Annotated in this window: 11 protein-coding genes; 6 read left to right on the forward strand and 5 right to left on the reverse strand. The window is 67.8% G+C overall.

All coding sequences use genetic code 11. The annotated features are described in order from the left end of the window. Positions 1 to 109: 109 nt before the first annotated feature. Positions 110 to 2,251 carry an elongation factor G gene (fusA, locus tag FBZ90_RS05410; protein WP_145730014.1) on the forward strand — a complete coding sequence of 714 codons (2,142 nt, stop codon included), beginning with the start codon at positions 110 to 112 and terminating at the stop codon, positions 2,249 to 2,251. Between the two features lie 193 nt (positions 2,252 to 2,444). Here fusA and FBZ90_RS05415 read toward each other — a convergent pair whose 3' ends face one another. Further along, complete coding sequence (locus FBZ90_RS05415; protein WP_145730015.1) at positions 2,445 to 11,423, reverse strand: hypothetical protein; 8,979 nt, start codon at positions 11,421 to 11,423, stop codon at positions 2,445 to 2,447. A 566-nt stretch (positions 11,424 to 11,989) separates the two neighbouring features. On the opposite strand from FBZ90_RS05415, the gene FBZ90_RS05420 reads away from it, so the two are divergent. The 3 genes from FBZ90_RS05420 (at position 11,990) to FBZ90_RS05430 (ending at position 15,546) form a co-directional block, all read left to right on the forward strand. Continuing rightward, positions 11,990 to 13,654, forward strand: a complete 1,665-nt coding sequence (locus FBZ90_RS05420; protein ID WP_186455621.1) for a methyl-accepting chemotaxis protein — start codon at positions 11,990 to 11,992, stop codon at positions 13,652 to 13,654. Between the two features lie 179 nt (positions 13,655 to 13,833). Continuing rightward, positions 13,834 to 14,877 (forward strand): N-acetyl-gamma-glutamyl-phosphate reductase, encoded by a 1,044-nt coding sequence (gene argC, locus FBZ90_RS05425; protein WP_145730017.1) that lies wholly within the window; start codon positions 13,834 to 13,836, stop codon positions 14,875 to 14,877. Positions 14,878 to 14,982: 105 nt separating this feature from the next. Then, positions 14,983 to 15,546 (forward strand): gamma carbonic anhydrase family protein, encoded by a 564-nt coding sequence (locus tag FBZ90_RS05430; RefSeq protein ID WP_145730018.1) that lies wholly within the window; start codon positions 14,983 to 14,985, stop codon positions 15,544 to 15,546. A gap of 442 nt (positions 15,547 to 15,988) precedes the next feature. Here the strand turns inward: FBZ90_RS05430 and FBZ90_RS05435 are convergent, their stop codons facing one another. The 4 genes from FBZ90_RS05435 to FBZ90_RS05450 all read right to left on the reverse strand — a co-directional run bounded on the left by FBZ90_RS05435 (position 15,989) and on the right by FBZ90_RS05450 (position 20,538). Beyond that, entirely contained in the window at positions 15,989 to 16,759 is a 771-nt protein-coding gene (locus FBZ90_RS05435; RefSeq protein ID WP_145730019.1) for an Hpt domain-containing protein, read from the reverse strand. 143 nt (positions 16,760 to 16,902) lie between these two features. Then, positions 16,903 to 18,120, reverse strand: a complete 1,218-nt coding sequence (gene hemA / locus FBZ90_RS05440) for a 5-aminolevulinate synthase (protein ID WP_145730020.1) — start codon at positions 18,118 to 18,120, stop codon at positions 16,903 to 16,905. A gap of 383 nt (positions 18,121 to 18,503) precedes the next feature. After that, the gene (pdxR, locus tag FBZ90_RS05445; protein WP_145730021.1) at positions 18,504 to 20,027 is read right to left on the reverse strand and encodes a MocR-like pyridoxine biosynthesis transcription factor PdxR; all 1,524 of its coding nucleotides are present in this window, start codon (positions 20,025 to 20,027) and stop codon (positions 18,504 to 18,506) included. Positions 20,028 to 20,271: 244 nt separating this feature from the next. Beyond that, on the reverse strand, positions 20,272 to 20,538 hold the full coding sequence (locus FBZ90_RS05450; RefSeq protein WP_145730022.1) for a hypothetical protein: 267 nt from the start codon (positions 20,536 to 20,538) through the stop codon (positions 20,272 to 20,274). Between the two features lie 331 nt (positions 20,539 to 20,869). Here FBZ90_RS05450 and FBZ90_RS05455 point away from each other — a divergent pair, with 331 nt between their 5' ends. Together FBZ90_RS05455 and FBZ90_RS05460 are read left to right on the forward strand one after the other, a co-directional pair. Then, complete coding sequence (locus FBZ90_RS05455; RefSeq protein WP_145730023.1) at positions 20,870 to 21,586, forward strand: response regulator; 717 nt, start codon at positions 20,870 to 20,872, stop codon at positions 21,584 to 21,586. Then, a complete protein-coding gene (locus FBZ90_RS05460; protein WP_145730024.1) occupies positions 21,583 to 22,902 on the forward strand; it encodes an ATP-binding protein in 1,320 nt (439 codons plus the stop codon). The genes FBZ90_RS05455 and FBZ90_RS05460 overlap by 4 nt, the downstream gene beginning before the upstream one ends. Positions 22,903 to 23,026 lie beyond the last annotated feature (124 nt).

Below are 23,026 nucleotides of genomic sequence, written 5' to 3' on the forward strand. Positions count from 1 at the left end.
CCCCCGGCTTTTTTCATGCGGGTCCTTGTCAGGGCCCGCGCTCGTTTTTGAACTTCCCCCGCGCCGGCTTCATTCTTTTGCACCGGACGTTGGACGACGGAGCCCTCTAATGCCCCGCAGCACACCGCTGGACGACATTCGCAACATCGGCATCATCGCCCACGTCGATGCCGGCAAGACGACGACCACTGAGCGCATCCTGTACTACACGGGTCGCAAGCACACGATCGTCGACATTCATGACACCAAGGACCTGAAGTCGTCGACCACGACCGACTATCTGGAACAGGAACAGAAGCGCGGCATCACCATTCAGTCCGCTGCCGTGTCCTGCTTCTGGAAGGACAAGAAGATCAACCTGATCGACACCCCAGGCCACGTGGACTTCACCATTGAGGTGAACCGCTCCCTGCGCGTGCTCGACGGTGCCGTGGTGGTGTTCGACGGCGTGGCCGGTGTGGAGCCCCAGACCGAGACCAACTGGCGCCTGGCGGATAACTACAACGTTCCGCGTATGTGCTACGTCAACAAGATGGACCGTTCGGGCGCCAGCTTCACCCGCTGCGTGGACATGATCCGCAAGCGCCTGGGCGCCACCCCGGCCGTCATCCAGCTGCCGCTGGGCTCGGAAGACAACTTCCAGGGCATGATCGACCTCGTCGAGATGAAGGCTTATGTCTGGTTCTCCGAGGAAAAGGACAGCCAGTGGGAAATCTGGGACGTCACCGACGACCTGGCCGACAAGCTGAAGATCACCAACGCCTATGACCGTGAGCTGCTGAGCAAGGTCGCCGAGTACCGCGCCGAGCTGATCGACACCTGCCTGATGCAGGATGACGCGGCCATGGAGCAGTACCTGGAGTCCGGTGAAGAGCCGGCCCCCTCCGTGCTGAAGGAATGCCTGCGTCTCGGTACCCTGAAGGGCGACTTCACCCCGGTTCTGTGCGGTTCCTCGTACAAGAACAAGGGCGTGCAGCAGCTGCTGGACGCGGTCGTCGCCTTCCTGCCGTCGCCGACGGACGTCGAGGCCATCAAGACCGTGGATCCGGACGGCAACCCGAACGGCGAGCGCAAGTCGTCGGACGATGAGCCCTTCTCCGGCCTGGCTTTCAAGGTCATCAACGACAAGTACGGTTCGCTGACCTTCGTGCGCGTCTACTCGGGCGTCGTCGCCAAGGGCACCTCCCTGCTGAACACCACCCGCGGCAAGCGTGAGCGCATCGGCCGTATCGTGGAAATGTTCGCCAAGGAAGCGAACGACCTGGAAGAAGCCCGCGCGGGCGACATCGTGGCCTTCGTCTCGCTGGCCGAGACGGATACCGGTGACACCCTGTGCGACGCCACCGCCCCGGTGGTGCTGGAGCGCATGCGCTTCCCCGACCCCGTGATCAGCGTGTCGGTGGAGCCGAAGAACCGGGCCGACCAGGACAAGTTCGGCGCCGCCATCGGCAAGATGGTCCGCGCGGACCCGTCGCTGCGTCTGGAAACCGATCGCGACACCGGCCAGACCCTGCTGCGCGGCATGGGCGAGCTGCACCTGGAAGTGACGCTCGACCGTATGCGCACCGAGTTCGGCGTGGAAGGCGTAATGGGCCGTCCGCAGGTGGCCTATCGTGAGACGATCACCAAGACCATCGAGTACACCTACACCCACAAGAAGCAGACTGGTGGTTCGGGCCAGTTCGCCGAAGTGAAGATCCGCTTCGAGCCGAAGGAACGCGGCGCCGGCTTCGCTTTCGTCGACAAGGTCGTCGGCGGCACCGTGCCGCGCGAATACATCCCGTCGGTGGGCAAGGGCCTGGAAGTCCAGAAGGAAGACGGCGTCCTGGCCGGCTACCCGACCGTGGACTTCGAAGCCACCCTGATCGACGGTAAGTACCACGAAGTCGACTCGAACGCCCTGACGTTCGAAATCGCCGCCAAGGCTTGCTTCCGCGAAGGCATCCGGACCGCCGGTCCGATCCTGCTGGAGCCGGTGATGAAGGTCGAAGTGGTGGTTCCCGATGACTACCTCGGTGACGTGATCGGCGACATCAACCGTCGTCGTGGCACGGTGCTGGGCCAGCTGGAGCGTGGCCACAACATCGCCGTCGAATCCCACGTGCCGCTGTCCGAAATGTTCGGTTACATCGGTCAGCTGCGTGGCATGACCTCGGGTCGTGGCTCCTACACCATGGAGTTCTCGCACTACGACCCGGTGCCGAAGAACGTGGCCGACGAAATCATCGCGAAGAGCGGCAAGGCCGCCTGAGCCTGATTTCCAAGGCGCTGTAGTACAAGAGCGGCCGCCCCTCGGGGCGGCCGTTTCTTTTTTGGGATGGGTGTGATGCCAGGGCCCAGCCCTAACCGCCTGTTTGGCAAAGCCTGATTCATATCAGAATCGAAACAATGCCCACTGGGTCTGGGCGGGAAGCCAAGGCCCGACCTCAGCCCTTGACGACGCCTTAACTGGAGGCGTTCAGGAAGCTCGCCAGCCAGGCGTTCATCTGGTCGGTGGTGAAGGCCGTGGCCTGGGCGCTGGTGACGGCCTGGGCCAGGGTACGGCCCATGCTGGATAGCTGATCGGTGGTCAGGGCCTGGGCTTGGGCGGTGGTCAGCGCCGCCACTTGCGTGGTGGTGAATTCCCGAATGTCGTCGGTGGTCAGGGCGCTTAGCTGGCTGGTGGTCAGGGCCTGCACCTGGCTGGACGACAGGCGCGCCACCTGGGCGCTGGTCAGGGCCGACAGGTTGTCGGTGGTCAGGCCCGCCAGCTGGCCGGTGCTGAGCGCCGCCACCTGGTTGGTGCCCAGCCGCTGGACCGTATCGGTCGACAGGCCGTCCAACTGAGCCGTGCCCAGCGCCTGCACCTGCGCCGTGGTCAGGGCGCGAACGTCCAGGGCGGGCAGGGCGTTCAACTGGTCTGACGTGAGCGCCTGCACCTGGTCAGTGGTCAGCCTGGACACCTGGGCGCTGCTCAAGGCAGCCACGCTGTCGCTGTTCAAGGCCGACAGTTGCGCGGTGGTCAGCGCCGTCACCTGGGCGCTGTTCAGGATGCGCAGGTCGGCGGTGGACAGGGCGTTCAGTTGGGCCGTTGTCAGGCTCTGGATCTGGGTGGTGCTGAGGCCCGTGACCTGCACCGTGGTCAAAGCCCCCAACTGATCGGTGGTCAGCGCGTTCAACTGGTCGCTGGTCAACCCCACCAGTTGGCCGGTGGTGAAGGCCGCCAGGTTGGCCGTTCCCAGGTTCGCCAGCTGATCGGTGCCCAGGGCCCCGATTTGCGCCGAGGTCAGGCTGCGGATATCGGCTGTCGGCAGCGCCACCAACTGATCGCTGGTCAGGGCCTGGATCTGGTCCGTGCTCAGCCTGGACACCTGCGCGCTGGTCAACCCCGCCACATGGGCCGTGTCGAGTGCTGCCACCTGGGCGGTGGACAGGCTGGACAGCTGTGACGTCGACAGGGCGCGGACGGCGGCCGTGGTCAGGGCGTTCAACTGATCGCTGCCCAGGGCCCCCACCTGATCGGTGGTCAGGCGCGCCACCTGGACGGTGCTCAGGGCCCCCAGGGCGTCACTGCCCAGCCCGGCCAGCTGGGCGCTGCGGAGCGCCGTGACCTGGTCGGTGGCCAGGGCGCGGATATCCACCGTGCTGAGGGCGTTCAACTGGTCGGTGGTCAGCGCCTGGACCTGGCTGGTGGACAGGCGGATGACCTGGGTGCTGCTCAGGGCGGCTATGTTGGCGGTGCCGACGCTTGCCACCTGGTCCGTGGAAAGTGCCCTCACCTGGGCGCTGGTCAAGGCCCGCACCGCCGCCGTCGTCAGCGCGTTCAGCTGGTCGCTGACCAGCGCCCGCACCTGCGCGGTGCTGAGTCCGGCCACCTGGCTCGTGGCCAGGGCGCTCACGGCGTCGGTGTTGAGGGTGGCCACCTCATCGGTGCTGAACGTCGCCAACTGGGCGGTGGACAGGGCGCGGATGTCGGCCGTCGAGAGCGCGTTCAGCTGATCGCTGGTCAGCGCCCGTACCTGGGCGGTGCCCAGCTTCGACACCTGCAGCGTGCTGAGGCCCGGGATCTGATCGGTGGTCAGCGCCGCCGCCTGGTCCGTCGTCAGGCCGGCCAGTTGCGTGGTGGTCAGGGCGGCCAAATTACCGGTGACCAGGGCGGCCACCTGGGCCGTGCTCAGCGCCCCCAACTGGGCTGAGGTGAATTCCCGGATGTCGGCGGTGGACAGGCTGTTCAACTGGTCGGTGGTCAGCGCCCGCAACTGGTCGCTGGACAGCTTCGAGACCTGAATGGCGTTCAGGGCCGATAGATTATCCGATCCCAGCGTGGACAGTTGCGCTGTGGTCAGCGCCGCCACCTGCGCTGTGGTCAGCGCCCGTACGTCGATGGTCGACAGGGCGTTCAGCTGGTCGCTGGCCAGCGCCTGGATTTGGTCGGTGCCCAGGCGGGCCACCTGGGCGCTGCTGAGCGCCGCGACGCTGTCACTGCCCAGGGTGGACAGTTGATCGGTGCTGAGCGCCTGGAGCTGAGTGCTGGTCAGCGCCCGGATGTCCTGCGTGGTCAGGGCGTTCAACTGGTCGCTGTTCAGAACGCGGACTTGATCGGTCGATAGTTTGGCGACCTGGCCGCTGCTGAAAGCCGCCACCGTATCCGTGCCCAGGCTGGCGATCTGGCTGGTGCCGAGCGCCAGCAGTTGCGCCGTCGTCAGGGCGCGGACATCCGCGCTGTTGAGCGTGTTCAACTGGTCCGTGGTCAGCGCCCGGGCCTGGTCGGTGCTGAGCTTGGACACTTGCAGGGTGCTGAGGGCGGACGTCTGGCCGGTGGTCAGCGTCGAAATCTGCGCCGTTGTCAGGCCCGCGATCTGCACGCTGGTGAGGGCCGCGACATTGTCGGTGCTGAGGGCGGACAGCCGGTCGGTGCCGAGCGCCGACAGCTGGGCGGAGGTGAACTCCCGCATGTCCGCCGTCGTCAGACCGTTCAGCTGGTCACTGGTCAGCGACACCACCTGGTTGGTGGACAGCTTGTTGATCTGGGCGCTGGTCAGGGCGGACAGGGTGGCGGCCGTCAGCGTCGACAACTGGTCGGTGGTCAGCGTCGCCACCTGGGCGGAGGTCAGGGCCCGCACGTCGACCGAGCCCAGCGCGTTCAACTGGTCGCTGCCCAGCGCCGCCACTTGCGCGGTGGTGAGCTTGGCGATCTGGACGCTGGACAGGGCGGCGACGTTGTCGCTGCTGAGGGTGGCCACCTGGGCGGTGGTCAGCGCCGCCAGCTGGGTGCTGGCCAGGGCGCGGATGTCGGTGGTGGACAGCGCGCCCAGCTGGTCGCTGTTCAGCGCCTGGATCTGGGCGGTGGACAGCTTGGACACCTGCAGGGTGCTCAACACCGCCACCTGATCGGTGGTCAGGGCGGCCGCCTGGCCCGTGGTCAAGCCGGCCAGCTGCGCGGTCGACAGGGCGGCGACGTTGGCCGTGCTCAAGCCCGACAGCTGGTCGGTGGTCAGCGCCGACAGCTGTGTCGAGGTGAATTCCCGGATGTCGGCGGTGGTCAGCGCGTTCAGTTGGTCGCTGCCGATTGACTGAATTTGGCCGCTGGTCAGGCCGGCGACCTGGCCGCTGGTGAACGCCGACAGATTGTCGGAGGTGAGGTTGGCCAGCTGGTCGGTGGTCAGCGCCGACAGCTGGGCGGAGGTGAACTCCCGCATGTCCGCCGTCGTCAGACCGTTCAGCTGGTCACTGGTCAGCGACACCACCTGGTTGGTGGACAGCTTGTTGATCTGGGCGCTGGTCAGGGCGGACAGGGTGGCGGCCGTCAGTGTCGACAACTGGTCGGTGGTCAGCGTCGCCACCTGGGCGGAGGTCAGGGCCCGCACGTCAACCGAGCCCAGCGCGTTCAACTGGTCGCTGCCCAGCGCCGCCACTTGCGCGGTGGTGAGCTTGGCGATCTGGACGCTGGACAGGGCGGCGACGTTGTCGCTGCTGAGGGTGGCCACCTGGGCCGTGGTCAGCGCCGCCAGCTGGGTGCTGGCCAGGGCGCGGATGTCGGCGGTGGACAGCGCGCCCAGCTGGTCGCTGTTCAGCGCCTGGATCTGGGCGGTGGACAGCTTGGACACCTGCAGGGTGCTCAACACCGCCACCTGATCGGTGGTCAGGGCGGCCGCCTGGTCCGTGGTCAAGCCGGCCAGCTGCACGGTCGACAGGGCGGCGACGTTGGCCGTGGTCAAGCCCGACAGCTGGTCGGTGGTCAGCGCCGACAGCTGTGTCGAGGTGAATTCCCGGATGTCGGCGGTGGTCAGCGCGTTCAACTGGTCGCTGCCGATCCCCTGTATCTGGGCGCTGGTCAGGCCGGCGACCTGGCCGCTGGTGAACGCCGACAGATTGTCGGAGGTCAGGTTGGCCAGCTGGTCGGTGGTCAGCGCCGACAGCTGGGCGGAGGTGAATTCCCGCATGTCGGCGGTGGTCAGGGTATCCAGCTGGTCGCTGGTCAGGGCCTGGACCTGGCCGCTCGACAGCTTGGATACCTGGCCGCTGCTGAGGGCCGACAGGTTGGTCGATCCCAATGTCGACACCTGTCCGGTGGTCAGTGCCGCGACCTGCGCGGTGGTCAGGGCGCGGATATCGGCTGTGCTGAGTGCGTTCAACTGGTCGCTGCTGAGCGCCCGCACCTGATCGGTGGACAGGCGGCCCACTTGGGCGGTGCTCAGCGCCGCCACGGTGTCGCTGCCCAGCGCGGCGACCTGGTCCGTGCTGAGCGCCGCCACCTGGGCGCTGGTGAGTGCGCGGATGTCGGTGCTGGTCAACGCGTTCAGCTGGTCGCTGCCCAGGGCCCGGATCTGATCGGTGGACAGCTTCGACACCTGCAGCGTGGTCAGGCTGGCCACCTGGTCGCTGGTCAGGGCCGTCAGTTGCGCCGAGGTCAGGCCGGCCAGCTCCGTCGTTGTCAGCGCGGAAACCGCCGCCGTGCTCAGGCCCGCGATCTGGTCGCTGGTCAGGGCCTGCACCTGGGTGGAGGTGAACTCCCGCATGTCGGCGGAGGTCAGCGCCCCCAACTGGTCCGTGGTCAGCACCCGCATCTGGGAGCTGGTCAGGCCGGCGATCTGGCCGCTGGTCAGCGCCGACAGGTTGTCGGACCCCAGGTTGGTCAACTGGTCGGTGGTCAGTGCTGACAGCTGGGCGGAGGTGAACTCCCGCATGTCGGCGGTGGTCAGGGTGTTCAGCTGGTCCGACGTCAGGGACTGGAGCTGGCTGCTGGACAGCTTGCCGACCTGGGCGCTGGTCAGCGCCGACAGGGCGTTCGACGCCAGGGCCGACAGCTGATCCGTCGTCAGCGCCACGACTTGGGCGGTGGTCAGGGCGCGGATATCGGCGCTGCCCACAGCGTTCAGCTGGTCGCTGGTCAGGGCCCGCACTTGGCTGGTCGACAGGCGCGACACCTGCGCCGTGGTCAGGGCCGCGGTGTTGTCCGTGCTGAGCGTGGACAGTTGGTCCGTGGTCAGGGCCGCCACCTGGGCACTGGTCAGGGCGCGGATATCAGCGGTGTTCAAGGCGTTCAGCTGGTCGCTGGTCAGCGCGGTCAGCATGCCCGCCGACAGGCTGGCCACCTGGGCGGTGCTGAACGCCGCGATGGTGTCGCTGCTGAAGGAGGACAGTTGGCTGCTGGTCAGGACGGCCATCTGCGCCGTGGTCAGCACCCGGATGTCGGCGCTGGTGAGGGCGTTCAGCTGATCGCTGTTCAGCGCCCGGAATTGGGCGGTGGACAGCCTGGTCACCTGCAAGGTGTTGAGCGCCCCCACCTGGTCGGTGGTCAGCGCCGCCACCTGCGCGGTGCCCAGGCCCGCCACCTGCGCGGTGGTCAGGGCGGCGACGGCCTGGGTGCCCAGGCTGGAAACCTGGTCGGTGGTCAGCGCGGCCAGCTGGGAGGAACTGAACTCGCGGATGTCGGCGCTGCCCAGCGCGTTCAACTGGTCGCTGGTCAAGGATCGCAGTTGGGCGCTGCCCAGCCCACCCACCTGGGCGCTGCTGAGTGCCGATAGATTGTCCGACCCCAGGGCCGACAGCTGGTCCGTGGTCAGCAGCGCGATCTGGGCCGAGGAGAATTCCCGCATGTCGGCCGTGGATAGGGCGTTCAACTGGTCCGTGGTCAGGGAGCGCAATTGCCCGCTGGACAGGGCCAGGATCTGCGTGCTGCCCAGGGCCGACAGGTTGTCGCTGCTTAGGGTGGACAGCTGGTCGGTGGTCAGGGCCGCGATCTGTGCGGTGCCGAGCGCGCGCACGTCGGCGGTGGACAGGGCGCCCAGCTGGTCGCTGTTCAGGGCGCGTAATTGGGCGCTGGTTAGGCGGGCCACTTGCGCCGTGGACAGGGCGCCCAGGGCGTCGGTGCCCAGGGTGGACACCTGCGCGGAGCCCAAGGCCGCGATCTGCGCGGTGGTCAGCGCGCGGATATCGGCGGTCGTCAGCGCGTTCAACTGATCGCTGTTCAGGGCCCGCACCTGGGCGGTGGTCAGGGCCGCCACCTGGCTGGTGGCCAGACCAGCCACCTGGTCGCTGGTGAGGGAGGTCACCTGGGCGGTGGACAGCCCCGACAACTGCGAGGTCGCCAGCGCGGACAGGCTGGCGGTGGTCAGGCCGGACAGTTGGTCGGTGGTCAGCTGGGCGATCTGGGCGGAGGTGAATTCGCGCAGGTCCGCGCTGCCCAACGCGTTCAGCTGATCGGTGGTCAGGGATTGCAACTGACTGGCCGACAGACGATTCACCTGGGTACTGCTGAGGGCCGATAGGGCGCCGCTGGCCAGGGTCGACACCTGGTCGGTGGTCAGGACCGCCACCTGCGCGGTGGTCAGCGCCCGGATATCGGTGGTGGACAGGGCGTTCAGCTGGTCGCTGGACAGGGCGCGCACCTGCGCGCTGGTCAGGGCTGCCACCTGGGCGGTGCTGAATGCCGCCAGGCTGTCGGAATCCAGCGCTGCCACCTGCGTGGTGGACAGGGCGGCGGTCAGCGCGGTCGCCAGCACCCGGACATCGGCGGTGTTGAAGGCGTTGATCTGGTCGCTGTTCAGGGCGCGCAGTTGGCCGCTGGACAGGCCCAGCACTTGGCTCGTGGCCAGGGCGGCGACCTGGTCCGTGCTGAGCGCGCCCAGCTGGTCCGCCGTCAGGCTGGCGATCTGGGCCGATGTCAGCGCCGCCAGGTTGGCGCTGCTGAGGCCCGTGACCTGGTCGGTCGTCAGCACCTTCACCTGGGCGGTCGTCAGGGCCCGGGCATCCGCCGTGTCGAAGGCGTTGATCTGATCGCTGGTAAGCGCCTTCAGCTGGCTGCTGGTCAGGCGCGAAACCTGGCTGCTGGTCAGGGCCGCCACGTTCGTGGTGGTCAGGCTGGACAGCTGATCCGTGCTCAATGCCGCCAGTTGCGTGGTGGTCAGCGCCGCCATGTCGGCGGTGGTGAAGGCGTTCAGCTGGTCGCTGGTCAGGCCGCGGACCTGGGACGAGGCGAAGCCCGCCACCTGCTGGGTCGTCAGGCCGGCCATCTGGTCGGTGGTCAGCGCCGCCAGCTGGGTCGAGGTGAAGCCGTTCAGCTGCGTGGTGGTGAAGCCGGCGATGGCGCTGCCGCTCAGCGCCGACAGCTGGTCCGTGGTCAGCGCCCGCAACTGGGCGGAGGTGAGGACGCGCACATCGGCGGAGGGCAGGGCGCCCAACTGGTCGGTGGTCAGGACCTTGATCTGTGCCGTCGTCAACTGCGCCACCTGGGCCGAGGACAGGGCCGCGACGCTGGCCGTGGCCAGGTTGCCCACCTGGTCGGTGGTGAGGCCGGCGACCTGGGCGGTGGTCAGCGCGCGAATGTCGGCGGTGGCCAGGGCGTTCAACTGGTCGGTGGTCAGGCCCCGGATCTGGGGCACCGCCAATTGCGCCACCTGGCTGGTGGTCAGCGCCGCCAGGCTGGTCGTCGCCAGGTTGCCCAGCTGCGCGGTGGTCAGGACCTGCAGCTGGGCGGACGTCAGGGCTTGGATGTCCGCCGTGGTCAGCGCGTTGACCTGATCGGTGCTGAGCGCCCGGACCTGGGCGGAGGTGAGGCGCGTCACCTGGGCCGTGGTCAGGGCGGCCAGCGCGTCGGTGTCCAGCGCCCGGATCTGCCCGGTTCCCAGGGACGTCAGCTGGGCGGTGGACAAGGATTGGACCTGGCCCGCGCCCAGGGCGCCAACCTGCGCCGTGGTCAGCAGCGCAACCTGGTTGACGCTGAGTGCCGCCAAGCTGGCGGTGGCCAGACCGGCCACCTGGTCGGTGGTCAGTGCGCCCAGCTGCGTTCCGGTCAGCATGCGCAGGTCGGCCGTGGACAGCGCGTTCACCTGGTCCGTGCCCAGTGCGCGAATCTGGGCCGCGGTCAGCAGCAGGGTCTGACTGGTGGTCATCGCCGACACGCCGGCGGTGCTGAACCCGCTGATCTGGTCGGTGGTCAGCTGCTGGATCTGGGTCGGGGCCAGTTCCTGCACGTCGGCGCTGGTCAGGCCGTTCAGCTGGGCCGTGGTCAGGGCGCGGATCTGGCCGCTGGTCAGCCGCGTCACCTGGGCGCTGGTCAAGGCCGACAGGTTGGCGATGCTCAGGCTGGCCACCTGATCCGTCGTCAGGCCCGCGATCTGTCCCGTGCCCAGCGCCCGGATGTCGCTGGTGCCCAGCGCGTTCAGCTGCGCGCTGTCCAGCGCCCGCAGCTGCGCGGCGGTCAGCGCGCCGGCCTGGGCCGAGGTCAGGCCGGCGACTTGGCCGGTGCTCAAGGCGGCGACCTGGGCCGAGGTCAGGCCGGTGACCTGTGAGGGCAACAGCGACGACAGGTTGCGGGTGCTCAGTCCCGCCACCTGGACGGAGGTGAGAGCGCCCAGTTGCGCCGTGGAGAATTCGCGCATGTCGGCGGTGGACAGCGCGTTCAGCTGATCGGTGGTCAACGCCCGGACCTGGGCCGTGGTCAACTGCGCCACCTGGCTGCCGCTCAGCGCCGAGAGGCTGGCGGTATTGAGGGTCGACAGTTGGTCGGAGGTTAGCCCCCCCACCTGGGCGGTGCTCACCGCTTGAATCTGGGTGGTGGACAGGGCGTTCAACTGCGCCGTGGTGAGATAGCCCACCTGGGCGCGGCTGAATTCGCGGATGGCGGCGGTGGACAGGCCGGCCAATTGTCCGGTGGTGATGGCTTCCACCTGGCTGGAGGTCAGGCCCTGGACCTGGTTGACTTTCAGCGCCTCGATATCCGCCGGGCTGAAGGCCGCGATGTCGTCATCGCTGAAGGCCTGCAGCTGCTGGGCGCTGAACACCATCTGGCTGACGGTGAAGGCCGCCACCTGGGTGGTGGAAAGGATGGCGATCTGGGCGGTGGTGAGAGCCGCGACGTCCTGGGTGGTCAGCGCTTGAATATTCGCTGTCGTATAGGTCGCGATTTGCGACGGTGGGACAGAACCAATGGACGAAGCCATCACCTTCTCCGATCACATCTCTTTGAGATGTTTCATACTCGGCACCGCGACGCCTCTTTTAGGCGTGCCCGCAGCCACGCGGGCCGTTGATCCCCCGGCATGGCCCTTATGGCGATGGCAGGGGTACCTGAAGCGGGGCGGGGCCGCCCTCTTCTAAGGCGGCGGGAACCCCAGGGGTGTGCCAGTATTGGTCTGAAGCCGACTTACCCTATGTGCATACACCAGGCCACTTTAATTTGGATAAAAGCCAACCTCAAGGATCGTCTCGCAGACTTGCCTCAAGAACAGCGCTTTTGGTGATTTGGCTGTCCTCATGACCATCGGTGCCTGGGTGGAATTCAAAGCTGGTTAATGTTGCGGGGCATTGCGCAGGGGGCATTCGGTGGCCGGTGACAATTTCTTGGCAGAGGGGTGGTAGCATAAACTTAAGCGTGGCGGCTGGCGGTTGAAGAAGGCGAGGCGTCGCGTATATAGCTGGCGTTCTATTACATATGGGTAATTCAAGATGGGGCGCAGCGATGGCTTGGTTTGGTGACAGAACAATTAACCAACGGCTTGGTGTTCTTGTGGCGGTCGCCATCCTGGCGGCCTTGAGCTTCATCATTATTGGCGCGGCGCAACAGCGGGCCCATCTATTTGAGGGTCGCCGCGACATGGTGCGGCATGCGGTCGGCGCGGTCCAAACCATCGTCGACGCCTATATCCAGCAGGAAAAGCAGGGCACCCTGTCCCGGGCGGATGCCCAGGCCGCCGCGCTGGTGGCGCTGAAGGCCGCCCGGTTCGCCGGAGAGTATGTGTTCGTCACCGACACCAAGGGCGTCATGATCATGCATCCGACCCAGCCGTCCCTGGACGGCAAGGACATGATCGATTTCAAGGATCCCGGCGGGACCTATCTTTTCCGGGACTTCGTCGCCATGGCCAACGGGCCGCAGGGGCGCGGCTTCGTCCCCTACAAATGGCCCCGTCCCGGCCAGACGGAGCCGGTGGACAAGCTGTCGTATGTCAGCCTGGTGCCCGCCTGGGGCTGGGTCGTCGGCTCGGGCGTCTATCTCGACGATGTCCAGGCGCAGGGGCGCGCCCTGGTTCTGCAAGGGGGCATCGAGGGCGGCGCGGCCCTGCTGGTCGTTGGGGCGCTGTCCTTGTTCATCGCCCGGGGGCTGTCGCGGGGGCTGGGTGATATGACGCGGACGATGCGCCAGCTGGCCGAGGGGGACTTGACGGTCAGCGTCACCGGCGCCGAGGCGCCCAACGAGCTGGGGGAGATGGCGCGGGCGCTGCGGGTGTTCCGTGACAACGCCCAGGCCAACCGCCGGATGGAGGAAGAGCGCGCCGCGGCACAGGAGGCCCGGCAACGCCGGCATGACGCGCTGGAGGTCCTGGTCCGCGACTTCAAAGCCATGGTGTCCGGCAAGCTGCGCTCCGTCGCGGCCGCCGCGACGGAGTTGGAGGCGACCTCCGGCGGCCTGCGCCAGCAGGCGGAAACCACCAGCGGCTTGGCGGTGACGGTGGCCAGCGGGGCCACCGCCGCCAACCAGAACGCCCAAACCGTGGCCGCCGCGACGGAGGAGCTGACGGTTTCCAGCGCGGAGATTGGCCGCCAGGTTGAACTCACGGCGTCCACCACCGCGCGGGCCGTGACGGAGGCGCGCAAGGCCGGCACCGTCATGGCGGAACTGTCGGAGGTCGCGGCGGGCGTGCAAACGGTGGTTCAGCTCATCAACGACATCGCCGGCCAGACCAATCTGCTGGCGCTGAACGCCACCATCGAGGCCGCCCGCGCGGGCGAGGCGGGCAAGGGCTTCGCCGTGGTGGCGCATGAGGTGAAGTCGCTGGCTGGCCAGACGGCCAAGGCGACGGAGGACATAGCCAGCCGGGCCAGCGCGGTGCAGGCCGCCGCCGCCGATGCCGTTTCCATCATCACCTACATCACCGATGTCATCGAGCAGATGGGCGGCAACGCCGCCACCATCGCGTCGGCCGTGACGCAGCAGGGAGCGGCCACCACCGAAATCAGCCGTAACGTGCAGGAGGCGGCGGCGCGCACGGCCGAGGTGGCCGCCAACATGGACACGGTGGGGGAAAGCGCCGATTTCACGCTCAGCGCCTCCAGCCAGTTGCTGGCCGCGGCGGGGGAATTGTCCGTCCAGGCGGAGCAGCTGCAGACCGAGGTGGAGGAGTTCCTGACCGCGATGGAACATGCGGGGGAGAAGACCGCGCGCTCGGCATGAAGCGACAGTCCGATGCCGTGGCGCGCCGGGCGTGACGCTTTGACGTCAGACGGGCGGACAATAACGCATGGCTGAGGGGACGAGGTGTCCTTGGCCATGCGTATCCCTTGGTTGCAGTATCGGCGGCGATTGATTATCTGGCCCTTACCAACCCTTCCGCCTTCAGGAGAACGCATCCCATGTCCACCGCCCTGCGCGTCGCCATCCTCGGTGCATCCGGCTATACCGGCGCCGAACTGGTCCGCCTGCTGGTCCGTCACCCCGACGTCCGCCTGGTGGCCCTGACGGCGGAGCGACAGGCCGGCAAGCCCTTGGCCGAGGTCTTCCCCCACCTGGGGGGGTATGATCTGCCCGATCTGGTGAAGATCGACCAGGTGGATTGGGATGGGGTGGATTTCGTCTTCTGCGCCCTGCCGCATGGCACCACGCAGGAGGTTATCGCCAGCCTGCCGGCGCGGCTGAAGGTCGTGGATCTGTCCGCCGACTTCCGCCTGCACGATGTCGAGACCTACGCCACCTGGTATGGCCACGCCCACAAGGCGCCGGACCTGCAGACGGAGGCCGTCTACGGCCTGGTGGAGGCCAACCGCGATGCCGTGAAGGGTGCCCGCCTGGTGGCCAACCCCGGCTGCTACCCCACCGCCTCGCAGCTGCCCCTGCTGCCCCTGCTGCGCCAGGGCCTGATCCTGGCGGAGGACATCATCATCGACGCCAAGTCGGGCGTGTCCGGCGCAGGCCGTGACGCCAAGCAGGCCAATTTGTATGGCGAGGTGGCGGAGGGTGTGCATGCCTATGGCGTCGGCAGCCATCGCCACGCGCCGGAGATCGAACAGGGCGTTAGCGAGGCCGCCGGCAAGCCGGTGGTGCTGAACTTCACCCCCCATCTCATGCCCATGAGCCGCGGCATCCACTCCAGCATTTATGTGAAGTTGGCGTCGGGCAAGACGGCGGACGACCTGCGCGCCGCCCTGGTGGATGCCTACAAGGGCGAGACCTTCGTGCGCGTGCTGCCCGCCGGCGTGGCGCCGCAGACCCGCCATGTGAAGGGCAGCAACCATTGCCTGATCGGCGTCTTCCCGGACCGCGTGCCCGGCCGCGCCATCCTGCTGTCGGTGATCGACAACCTGGTGAAGGGCGCCTCTGGCCAGGCCATCCAGAACATGAACCTAATGATGGGCTATCCCGAGGATCGCGGCCTGGAACAGGCGCCGCTGTTCCCTTGATTTGGGCCCCGTGATCGGGTTTCCGTAAGCGGGAAACAGCCTTATGTATGACGGGCCCGGGTGTTAAGCGCCCGGGCCCTTTTCATTCTGCGCGTGGAGACAACCATGACCAATGTCAGTGAGGCCCTGACGACCGTGCGGCCCACGGTGCTGCCCTACAAGGGCGTGCTGCCCCGCATCCACGCCAGCGCCTTCCTGGCCAACGCCGTCGTCATCGGCGACGTGGAGATCGGGGAGGAGGCCAGCCTCTGGTACAATGTCGTCGTGCGCGGCGACGTGAACCAAATCCGCATCGGCAAGCGCACCAACATCCAGGACGGCACCACCGTCCACTGCACCCATCAGCGCTTCGCCACCGTGATCGGCGACGATGTGACGGTGGGCCACATGGCCCTGCTGCACGGCTGCGTCATCGAGGACGGCGCCTTCATCGGCATGAAGGCCTGCGTCATGGACGGCGCCGTGGTGGAAAGCGGCGCCATGGTGGCGGCCGGCGCACTGGTTACGCCGGGCAAGCGGGTCAAGGCCGGCGAACTCTGGGGCGGCAGCCCGGCGCGACTGCTGCGCCCCCTGACCGACCAGGACAAGGCGACGCTGCCCCTGACCGTCCCGCATTACGTCCGCCTCTCCCGGCAATACCTTGAGGAGATCGGGGAGGAGATCGGCTGAGTCGCGGCGGGTTGCCGGAGCGGCTGATTTGAGTCATGGTCAAGGTGGTCGCGCGCGACATAATGGGAGGTGCGTGGGCCATTCCACGTCGCGGGGCGCCTGTATCAAGGCCGAAACGACCCCGCAAGCGTGTCCCTGTGACCTGGTGGAGGACACTCCATGACCAAGCCGTCACTTCGAACCATGCGTCGTTATCGCCTTGCCGCCGCCCGGCGGGCATCTGGTCTTTTGTCCAGGCTGCGCCGCTTGTCCCCGATGGAGGCCAGCGAACAGATCTTCCGTGCCGCCAGCGCCCTGGCTTTGGCGGAAGCAGTCTTCGGGGACCGGAGCAGGGCCCTGGCATGGCTGCGCCACACGGGTTACGCCTTGCGGGGCGTCCCTGAACGCCAGACGAGGCTGTAAGCCTCAATGCTCGGCGGTCGCCGGGTCACGTACCCAGCGATCAACCCAGGTTGAAGCGGGTGATGGCGGAGGCGATGTCGTCGCCGAAGCCGGGGCCCAGGCGCACCATGGCCACGTCATCGGGCACGCCCTTCAGGCTGGTGGCGTCCAGGCTGGTCAGCAGGGCCATGGGCACCGTCTCGGTCAGCGAGATGGCCTTCAGCGCGCGGATCAGATCGACACCGCCCAGCCCGTCCATGACGGCGGAGGCGATGATCATGTCCGGGGGCACACGCACAGCCACGGACAGCGCCTCGATGGGGTCGACCAAGGTATTGACCTTGAAGCCGCAGGCGGCCAGTTCCGCCGCCACCCGGCGAGCGACAATCTTGTTGGGGCTGACCAGCATGATGTCGACGTCGTGGATTTCCACGTCGGCGATGTCGAACTCATAGCGCGAGGGCAGGGCGCGGATGACGGCGTTGGTGGCCGCCAGGTCGGGCGTGTCGTCGCGGTCGGCCGCCTCGGCGATACGGTCGGCGAAGGTGTGAAGGTCGACGATCTGGCTTTCCGTCAAATCCTTCAGGTTGGTCAGGTAGGCTTCCAGACGCTGGGCGATCAGGCTGACCAGCGGGAATCCGAAAGAGCTGCCCGCGCCGCGCAGGCTATGGGAGTCGCGGCGGATGGCCAGCAGCCCGTCGGTGGAGGACATGCGGCCGAGCGAGACGGCCTTCAGCGTTTCGTACAGGGCCCCCAGGCGGTCGTGGACATCGTCCCTGAACTCGACCTTGAGCTGTTCCACAAGATCATCGAAATCAGTCTGCTCAACCATGGTGCCCCTCGAACCCGACCCCAAGATCTAGCCTGGGGCCGCGCCGAAGCGCAAGACGCGTCCCGTCGCGGCGCTTCGGTGCATTGGTATCGGTTGAATGAAAAAGGCCGCCCAGGTGGGCGGCCTTTGAACAGTAGGCGGCGTCACGCCGCTTTGCGCAGTTCCAGTCGGCTCCACACATCCAGCAATGCGTCCACCAGACGGGCCATGTGGTGGTCGTCATGGAAGGGCGTGGGCGTGATGCGCAACCGCTCCGTCCCGCGGGGAACGGTGGGGTAGTTGATGGGCTGGACGTAGATGTCGTGCTTGGTCAGCAGGTCGTCGCTGGCCTGCTTGCACAGGCGCGGGTCACCCACCAGCACCGGGACGATGTGGCTGACCGACGGCATGACCGGCAGCCCGGCCTCGCGCAGCAGGCGCTTCAGGGTGGCGGCCCGCTCCTGATGCAGCGCGCGCAGCTCGTCATGCTCCTTCAGGTAGCGGACGGAGGCGGCGGCGCCGGCGGCGATGACCGGGGCGATGGAGGTGGTGAAGATGAAGCTGGAGGCGAAGCTGCGCACGCAGTCGACCAGGGCGGCCGAACCGGTGATGTAGCCGCCCATAAGGCCGAAGGCCTTGCCCAGCGTGCCCTCGATGACCGTCAGCCGGTCCAGCACGCCATCACGCTCCGCCACGCCGGCGCCGCGACGACCGTACATGCCCACGGCATGGACTTCATCCAGGTAGGTCATGGCGCCGTGCTTGTCGGCCACGTCGCAGATTTCCGCGATGGGGGCGATGTCGCCGTCCATGGAATAGACGCTCTCGAACGCCACCAGCTTGGGCCGGTCGGCCGGATAGCGGCTCAGCATCTGGTCCAGATGCTCCGGGTCGTTGTGCCGGAAGATGTGCTTCTCAGCACCACTGTGCCGGATGCCTTCGATCATGGAGGCGTGGTTCAGCGCGTCGGAGAAGACGACGCAGTTCGGCAGCAGCTTGGGCAGCGTCGACAGCGACGCTTCGTTGGAGATGTAGCCCGAGGTGAACAGCAGTGCCGCCTCTTTGCGGTGCAGGTCCGCCAGCTCCCGCTCCAGCAGCACGTGGTAGTGGTTCGTGCCGGAGATGTTGCGCGTACCGCCGGCGCCGGCGCCGGACTTGGCCAGCGCCTCGCGCATGGCCGCCAGCACCACCGGGTTCTGGCCCTGGCCCAGATAGTCGTTGCTGCACCACACGGTCACGTCGCGCGGCGGCTCATCCGGGGAAGGGTAGTAGGAGGCGGTCGGGAACTCACCCACGCGGCGTTCCAGATCGGCGAAGACGCGGTAACGGCCCTCACGGCGAAGGCCATCGATCTGGGAGCGGAAAAAGGCTTCGTAATCCATCTGTCCGATGGCTCCTTCGTGGAGCGGTCCTCTAATCCTAGAAGACCAGCGGCAAGCTACCGGTCGACACACAACCACCACCGACCGAGGGCATGACTGCCATAGTGGGCAGTAAAACCACCGCTGGCAAGTGCCGGCAGGCCGCGACCGAGCAGATGTACCATGCCAGTGGACCGAGGCCATCAGCTTTGATGTTGATCAATTCGGCGGGCAAATGGACCTTAACCCCGAACCCCTGGGGCTGAAAAGCCCGCATGCGCTGGACAAATTGCCCAAGCCATCCGTCTTTGGTGCAATGGCGGTGGGCTTGGGCTGCTCGGCGCGCACGCCCGGATGCGCAACGATATTTCCCTCGCGGGGCGACGCCGCGCAACCAGCGGATGTCAATAGGCGCAGGCGGCGCCCGCATGCGCGTCCAATGTCTCCGCCAGACGTTGCGCCGCTTTCAAGATCAGCGGGGGTGAAAAGGCGGCATAGCCCAGCACTAAACCCTGGGGACAGTCGCGGCCGGCGTGGAAGCCGCTGAGCGGCGTCACGTCGATGGACCGGGCACGGGCGGCGTCGCGCAGGGCCATGTCGGGCGCCAGCAGCGGTGGGACCGAGAGGCGGGCGGTGCCTGGCACTCCCTTCAACGCCAGGCCGTCCGCCAGGCGGGCCGCCATTTGCAACCCGGCCGCCGCCGGCGTCAGGGTCAAGGCGCCGGCCCACAGGCGGCGGGCGGCGTCGATCAGCGTCTCCCGCCGTTCCTGGTAGGTCAGGCGCGCCCGGCGCAGGTGGGAGGCCAGGTGTCCCTCATCGATGAATTCCGCCAGCGCGCTCTGCTCCACCACGGGGGCGTGCAGCTCGAACAGCGCGCGCATTTCCAGCGCCCGGTCCAGCAGGTCCTCCGGCACCACCAGGTAGGCGATGCGCAGGCCGGGATAGAGGATGCGCTCGAACCCACCGACATGCAGGACCCGGCCGCCCCGACCGGGGGCGCGGTCCAGGCTCATCAATGTCGCGGGCGGGCGGGTGTCGAAGGTGAAACCGCCGTCGCCGTCATCCTCGATGATGCGCCCGTCCACCCGGGCGGCCCAGTCCAGCAGCGCATGGCGGCGGTCCAGGCTCATCACCGTGCCCAGGGGCATCTGGCAATTGGCGGTGACCACGGCCAGCCGGGCGTCCGGCGCCAGGGCCGCGCCCTTGGCCGGATCCAGCCCGTCGGCGTCGGCGGGCACGGGCACGGGCGTCATTCCCAGGCGCCGCACCAGCGCCCGCGTCAGCGGGCATCCCGGGTCCTCTGTCCATACCCGGTCGCCCGGCGTGGCGGCCAGGCCGACGGCCAGGTCCAGGGCGGCGGCACGGCCGGGAAGGATCAGAATCTGATCGGGATGGCAGCGCAGGCCGCGGCTGGCCTCCAGGAAGCCGGCCAGGGCCACGCGCAAGGGGCGCCAGCCCGGGGCGCTGTCACGCTCCAGGGCGCGGGCGGACAGGCTGCGCCAGGACCGGCCCAGCACCCGGCGCCAGGCCTCGATGTCCAATTGATCGCCGGCGGCGATGCCGGGGCGGAAGGGCAGGGTCGGCGAGGGCAGCGCCGCCTCCGTCGCCGTCGGCCCTTGGGGGCGCGGCGCCGGGGCGCGGCTCTCGGCCGGGGCGTAATCGGGCGGCAGGTTTTCCACGACAAAGGTGCCGGAGCCGACACGGGATTCCAGGTAACCTTCAGCCGTCAGGCGCTCAATGGCGGCGACGGCAGTGTTGCGCGACAGGCCCATGTCCCGCGCCAGGGTGCGGGTGGAGGGCAGGCGCTCGCCGGGGGCGACGATGCCGGTGGCGATGGCGTGGCGCAGGCGTTCGAACAGGCGCTGCTGCAGGGAGCCGCCTTCACCGCCATCCGTCAGCGTGAGCAGGGGCCCGCGTCGGCTTTTCATGATGAGGCGTCTCCGAAGGTGGGGAGGCTGGGAAAGTGGGCGGTTGGGAAGGCCGGGGAGAAGGGTGAAACCGGCGGACGGTGCTTTACGGGTCACCGTCCGCCGGGTGCGATCAGGGATGGCCACACGACCATCTGGCCATCCCGTTTCGAACCGGCATTGGGGAAGGGGCGCCACCGCCGCCGGTCTCGCATCGATGCGGATTGCGCCAGGCGGCGTATCCGCGAACGCTGTTCATTTGGGCTTAGCGATCCATGACCTTGCCGCTGGCGGCGTCGACGCGGAACGAGGTCACGGGGATGCCTTCGGCGGTGGCGACGGGGACGGTGTAGTAGCTGTCCTTGCGGGTGGCGTTGCCGACCCGCAGGTTGCCCTTGTCGTGGGACTGCAGGTAGGTCTGGACGGCCTTGCGGGCGTCGGAGCTGCTGACGGTGGCGTCGTCGGCGAAGGCCGGGGCGGCGGCTCCCGCCATCAGGGCGGTAGCGGTCAGGAAGGCGGCGAAGCGGTTCATGGTGGTTCTCCTCAAGGATGGTTCGGCATGGGGGACCGGGGTTGTGCGTCGGGTGAAGATCAGCCCGCGCTTGGGCTCCCCAGCCCCAGGCTTCCTGTTGTTCGTTGACGGTCCCATCCCACCATGTGCCTGTTTCGCCGTGATTTCCGGCGGTGCCGCCGAATGAAACAGTGCGTAACCGCCCTTGCGGGCATTTACAGTGTCGTTACAACATCACCATCGGACGCGACGGGGATTGCCGGTACAGTTGGCCATGCTTGGACAAGCCCCCGGCGCCGCCGCCATTGCCATCGCCGGGGGGCGGGTTCAGGGCCCGCATATGGGACGAGAGATGTCTGAGAACATTCATTTGCTGGTGGTCGACGACGACCGGGAAATCCGCGACCTGCTGACCCGCTACCTGACCCGCCACGGCTATCGCGTCACCGCCGCCCGTGACGGGCAGGAGATGCGCAAGTTCCTGGCCGACCGGAACATCGACCTGATCGTCCTGGACCTGATGTTGCCGGGCGAGGATGGCCTGGCCCTGTGCCGCGCCATCCGCGCCGAATCCGGCCCGCCGGTGGTCATGCTGTCCGCGATGGGGGAGGATGCCGACCGGATCCTGGGCCTTGAGATCGGGGCCGACGATTACCTGCCCAAGCCGTTCAATCCCCGCGAGCTGGTGGCGCGCATCAAGGCCGTGCTGCGCCGGTCCCAGTCGGCGGCGCCCGGCGGCGGTCCGGCGGCGGGGGCGTTCAGCTTCGCCGGCTACATGCTGGACCCGGCCCAGCGGCGCCTCAGCGCCGCCTCGGGCGAGGAAATCGCGCTGACCGCCGGCGAATATGAACTGCTGCTGGCCCTGGTGCAGCGGCCGCGCCGGGTGCTGTCGCGCGACGATCTGCTGGAAATCACGCGGGGCCGGGCCGCCGGTCCCTTTGATCGGTCCATCGACGTGCAGATCAGCCGCCTGCGCCGCAAGATCGAAACCGATCCGGCCGATCCCGCCATCATCAAGACGGTGCGATCCGGCGGCTATATCTTCTCCGCCGAGGTGGGCACGCCATGAGGGCCCTGACCGACCGCATGTCGTATTCCATCTTCGCCGTGCTGGTCGGCGGCATTCTGCTGAGCCAGGCTATCGCCCTGGGCCTGTACCGGACGGACCGGGCGGAGGCGGTGGCCGCGGCCCAGAGCGGGCAGCTGGCGGGCTGCCTGGCCAGCATCGCCGGCGTGGTGGACCACCAGCCGGCGGACATCCGCGACAAGATGCTGGCCGGCCTGCGCGACGGCAATTTCAAGGTCAACGTCGGCGGCACCACGCAGGAAGTGTCGCTGGATGTGTTTGAAAAGCCCAACGTCAGCGCGCCGGGCCCCCATCATACCGACATGATCGCCCTGCCGCCCTTCGGCACCATCACCACCCCCCCGCCGGAGCCGAAGTATGTCATGGCCAGCCACCAGCTGGCCGACGGCAGCTGGCTGAACGTTCACATTCCGATGGCGGGGGCCGACGCCCTGTCGGAACCGGGTTTCCTGGCCTCCCTGGCCGGCAGCGCCGCCGTGGCCATCCTGCTGTCCGCCTGGGTGCTGGGCTTCACCACGCGACCGCTTCGCCGCTTCGCCGCCGCGGCCGACCGGCTGGGCGTGGACATGAACGCCCCGTCCCTGGACGAAACCGGCCCGCGCGAGGTGCGGCTGGCCGCCGCGGCCTTCAACAAGATGCAGCGCCGCCTGCGCGCCTTCGTGGAGGATCGCACGCGCATGCTGGCCGCCGTGTCGCATGACCTGCGCACGCCGCTGACACGGATGCGCCTGCGGGCCGAGTTCGTGGACGATGACGGCGTGCGGGAGAAGATGCTGGAGGATCTGGGGGAGATGGAGTCGATGATCGGCGCCACGCTGGCCTTCGCCCGCGACGAAGCGGCGCAGGAGACGCTGGAGCCCCTGGATCTCAACCTGCTGCTGGCCCGCGCGGCGGAGGATTACCGTGACGCGGGCAAGCCCGTCGGCTTCAGCCCCGCGCCCGGGCCGGTGCGGGTGGTGGGGCGCCGTACCGCCCTGAAGCGCGCCTTCACCAACGTGGTCGAGAACGCCCTGAAATATGGCGTCAGCGCCGATGTGGCCGTGGCCGTGCAGGGGGAGACGGTGGCGGTTTCCGTCACGGATGAGGGACCGGGAATTCCAGAGGCGGAATGGGATAACGTTTTCCGCCCCTTCTACCGGCTGGAGGCGTCGCGATCCCGCGACACCGGGGGCACCGGCCTGGGCCTGTCCGTCGCCAATGACGTGGTTCGGGCCCATGGCGGCGAAATCCGGCTGGAGAACAGGGAGGAAGGCGGACTTCGGGTGATCCTTCACCTGCCGCTGGAGACGGCGTCGTAAGGTTTCGCCCTAGCCTTGGAACCCGCTAGTCGGGGAACCCCCTGGCGGGGACACCCTTGCCGTGGCTATGATACGTTAATCAAGTTCGCGCGATCGAAACCGCCCCCATGAGGGGGGACTTCGG

This window comes from Nitrospirillum pindoramense (assembly GCF_007827955.1).
GTDB classification, from domain to species: domain Bacteria; phylum Pseudomonadota; class Alphaproteobacteria; order Azospirillales; family Azospirillaceae; genus Nitrospirillum; species Nitrospirillum amazonense_B.

Excerpts from the sequence above, each read along its gene's own strand:
- fusA (WP_145730014.1), top strand. The coding sequence starts at position 110 with ATGCCCCGCAGCACACCGCTGGACGACATTCGCAACATCGGCATCATC.
- FBZ90_RS05415 (WP_145730015.1), bottom strand. The coding sequence starts at position 11,423 with ATGGCTTCGTCCATTGGTTCTGTCCCACCGTCGCAAATCGCGACCTAT.
- argC (WP_145730017.1), top strand. The coding sequence starts at position 13,834 with ATGTCCACCGCCCTGCGCGTCGCCATCCTCGGTGCATCCGGCTATACC.
- FBZ90_RS05430 (WP_145730018.1), top strand. The coding sequence starts at position 14,983 with ATGACCAATGTCAGTGAGGCCCTGACGACCGTGCGGCCCACGGTGCTG.
- FBZ90_RS05435 (WP_145730019.1), bottom strand. The coding sequence starts at position 16,759 with ATGGTTGAGCAGACTGATTTCGATGATCTTGTGGAACAGCTCAAGGTC.
- hemA (WP_145730020.1), bottom strand. The coding sequence starts at position 18,120 with ATGGATTACGAAGCCTTTTTCCGCTCCCAGATCGATGGCCTTCGCCGT.
- pdxR (WP_145730021.1), bottom strand. The coding sequence starts at position 20,027 with ATGAAAAGCCGACGCGGGCCCCTGCTCACGCTGACGGATGGCGGTGAA.
- FBZ90_RS05450 (WP_145730022.1), bottom strand. The coding sequence starts at position 20,538 with ATGAACCGCTTCGCCGCCTTCCTGACCGCTACCGCCCTGATGGCGGGA.
- FBZ90_RS05455 (WP_145730023.1), top strand. The coding sequence starts at position 20,870 with ATGTCTGAGAACATTCATTTGCTGGTGGTCGACGACGACCGGGAAATC.
- FBZ90_RS05460 (WP_145730024.1), top strand. The coding sequence starts at position 21,583 with ATGAGGGCCCTGACCGACCGCATGTCGTATTCCATCTTCGCCGTGCTG.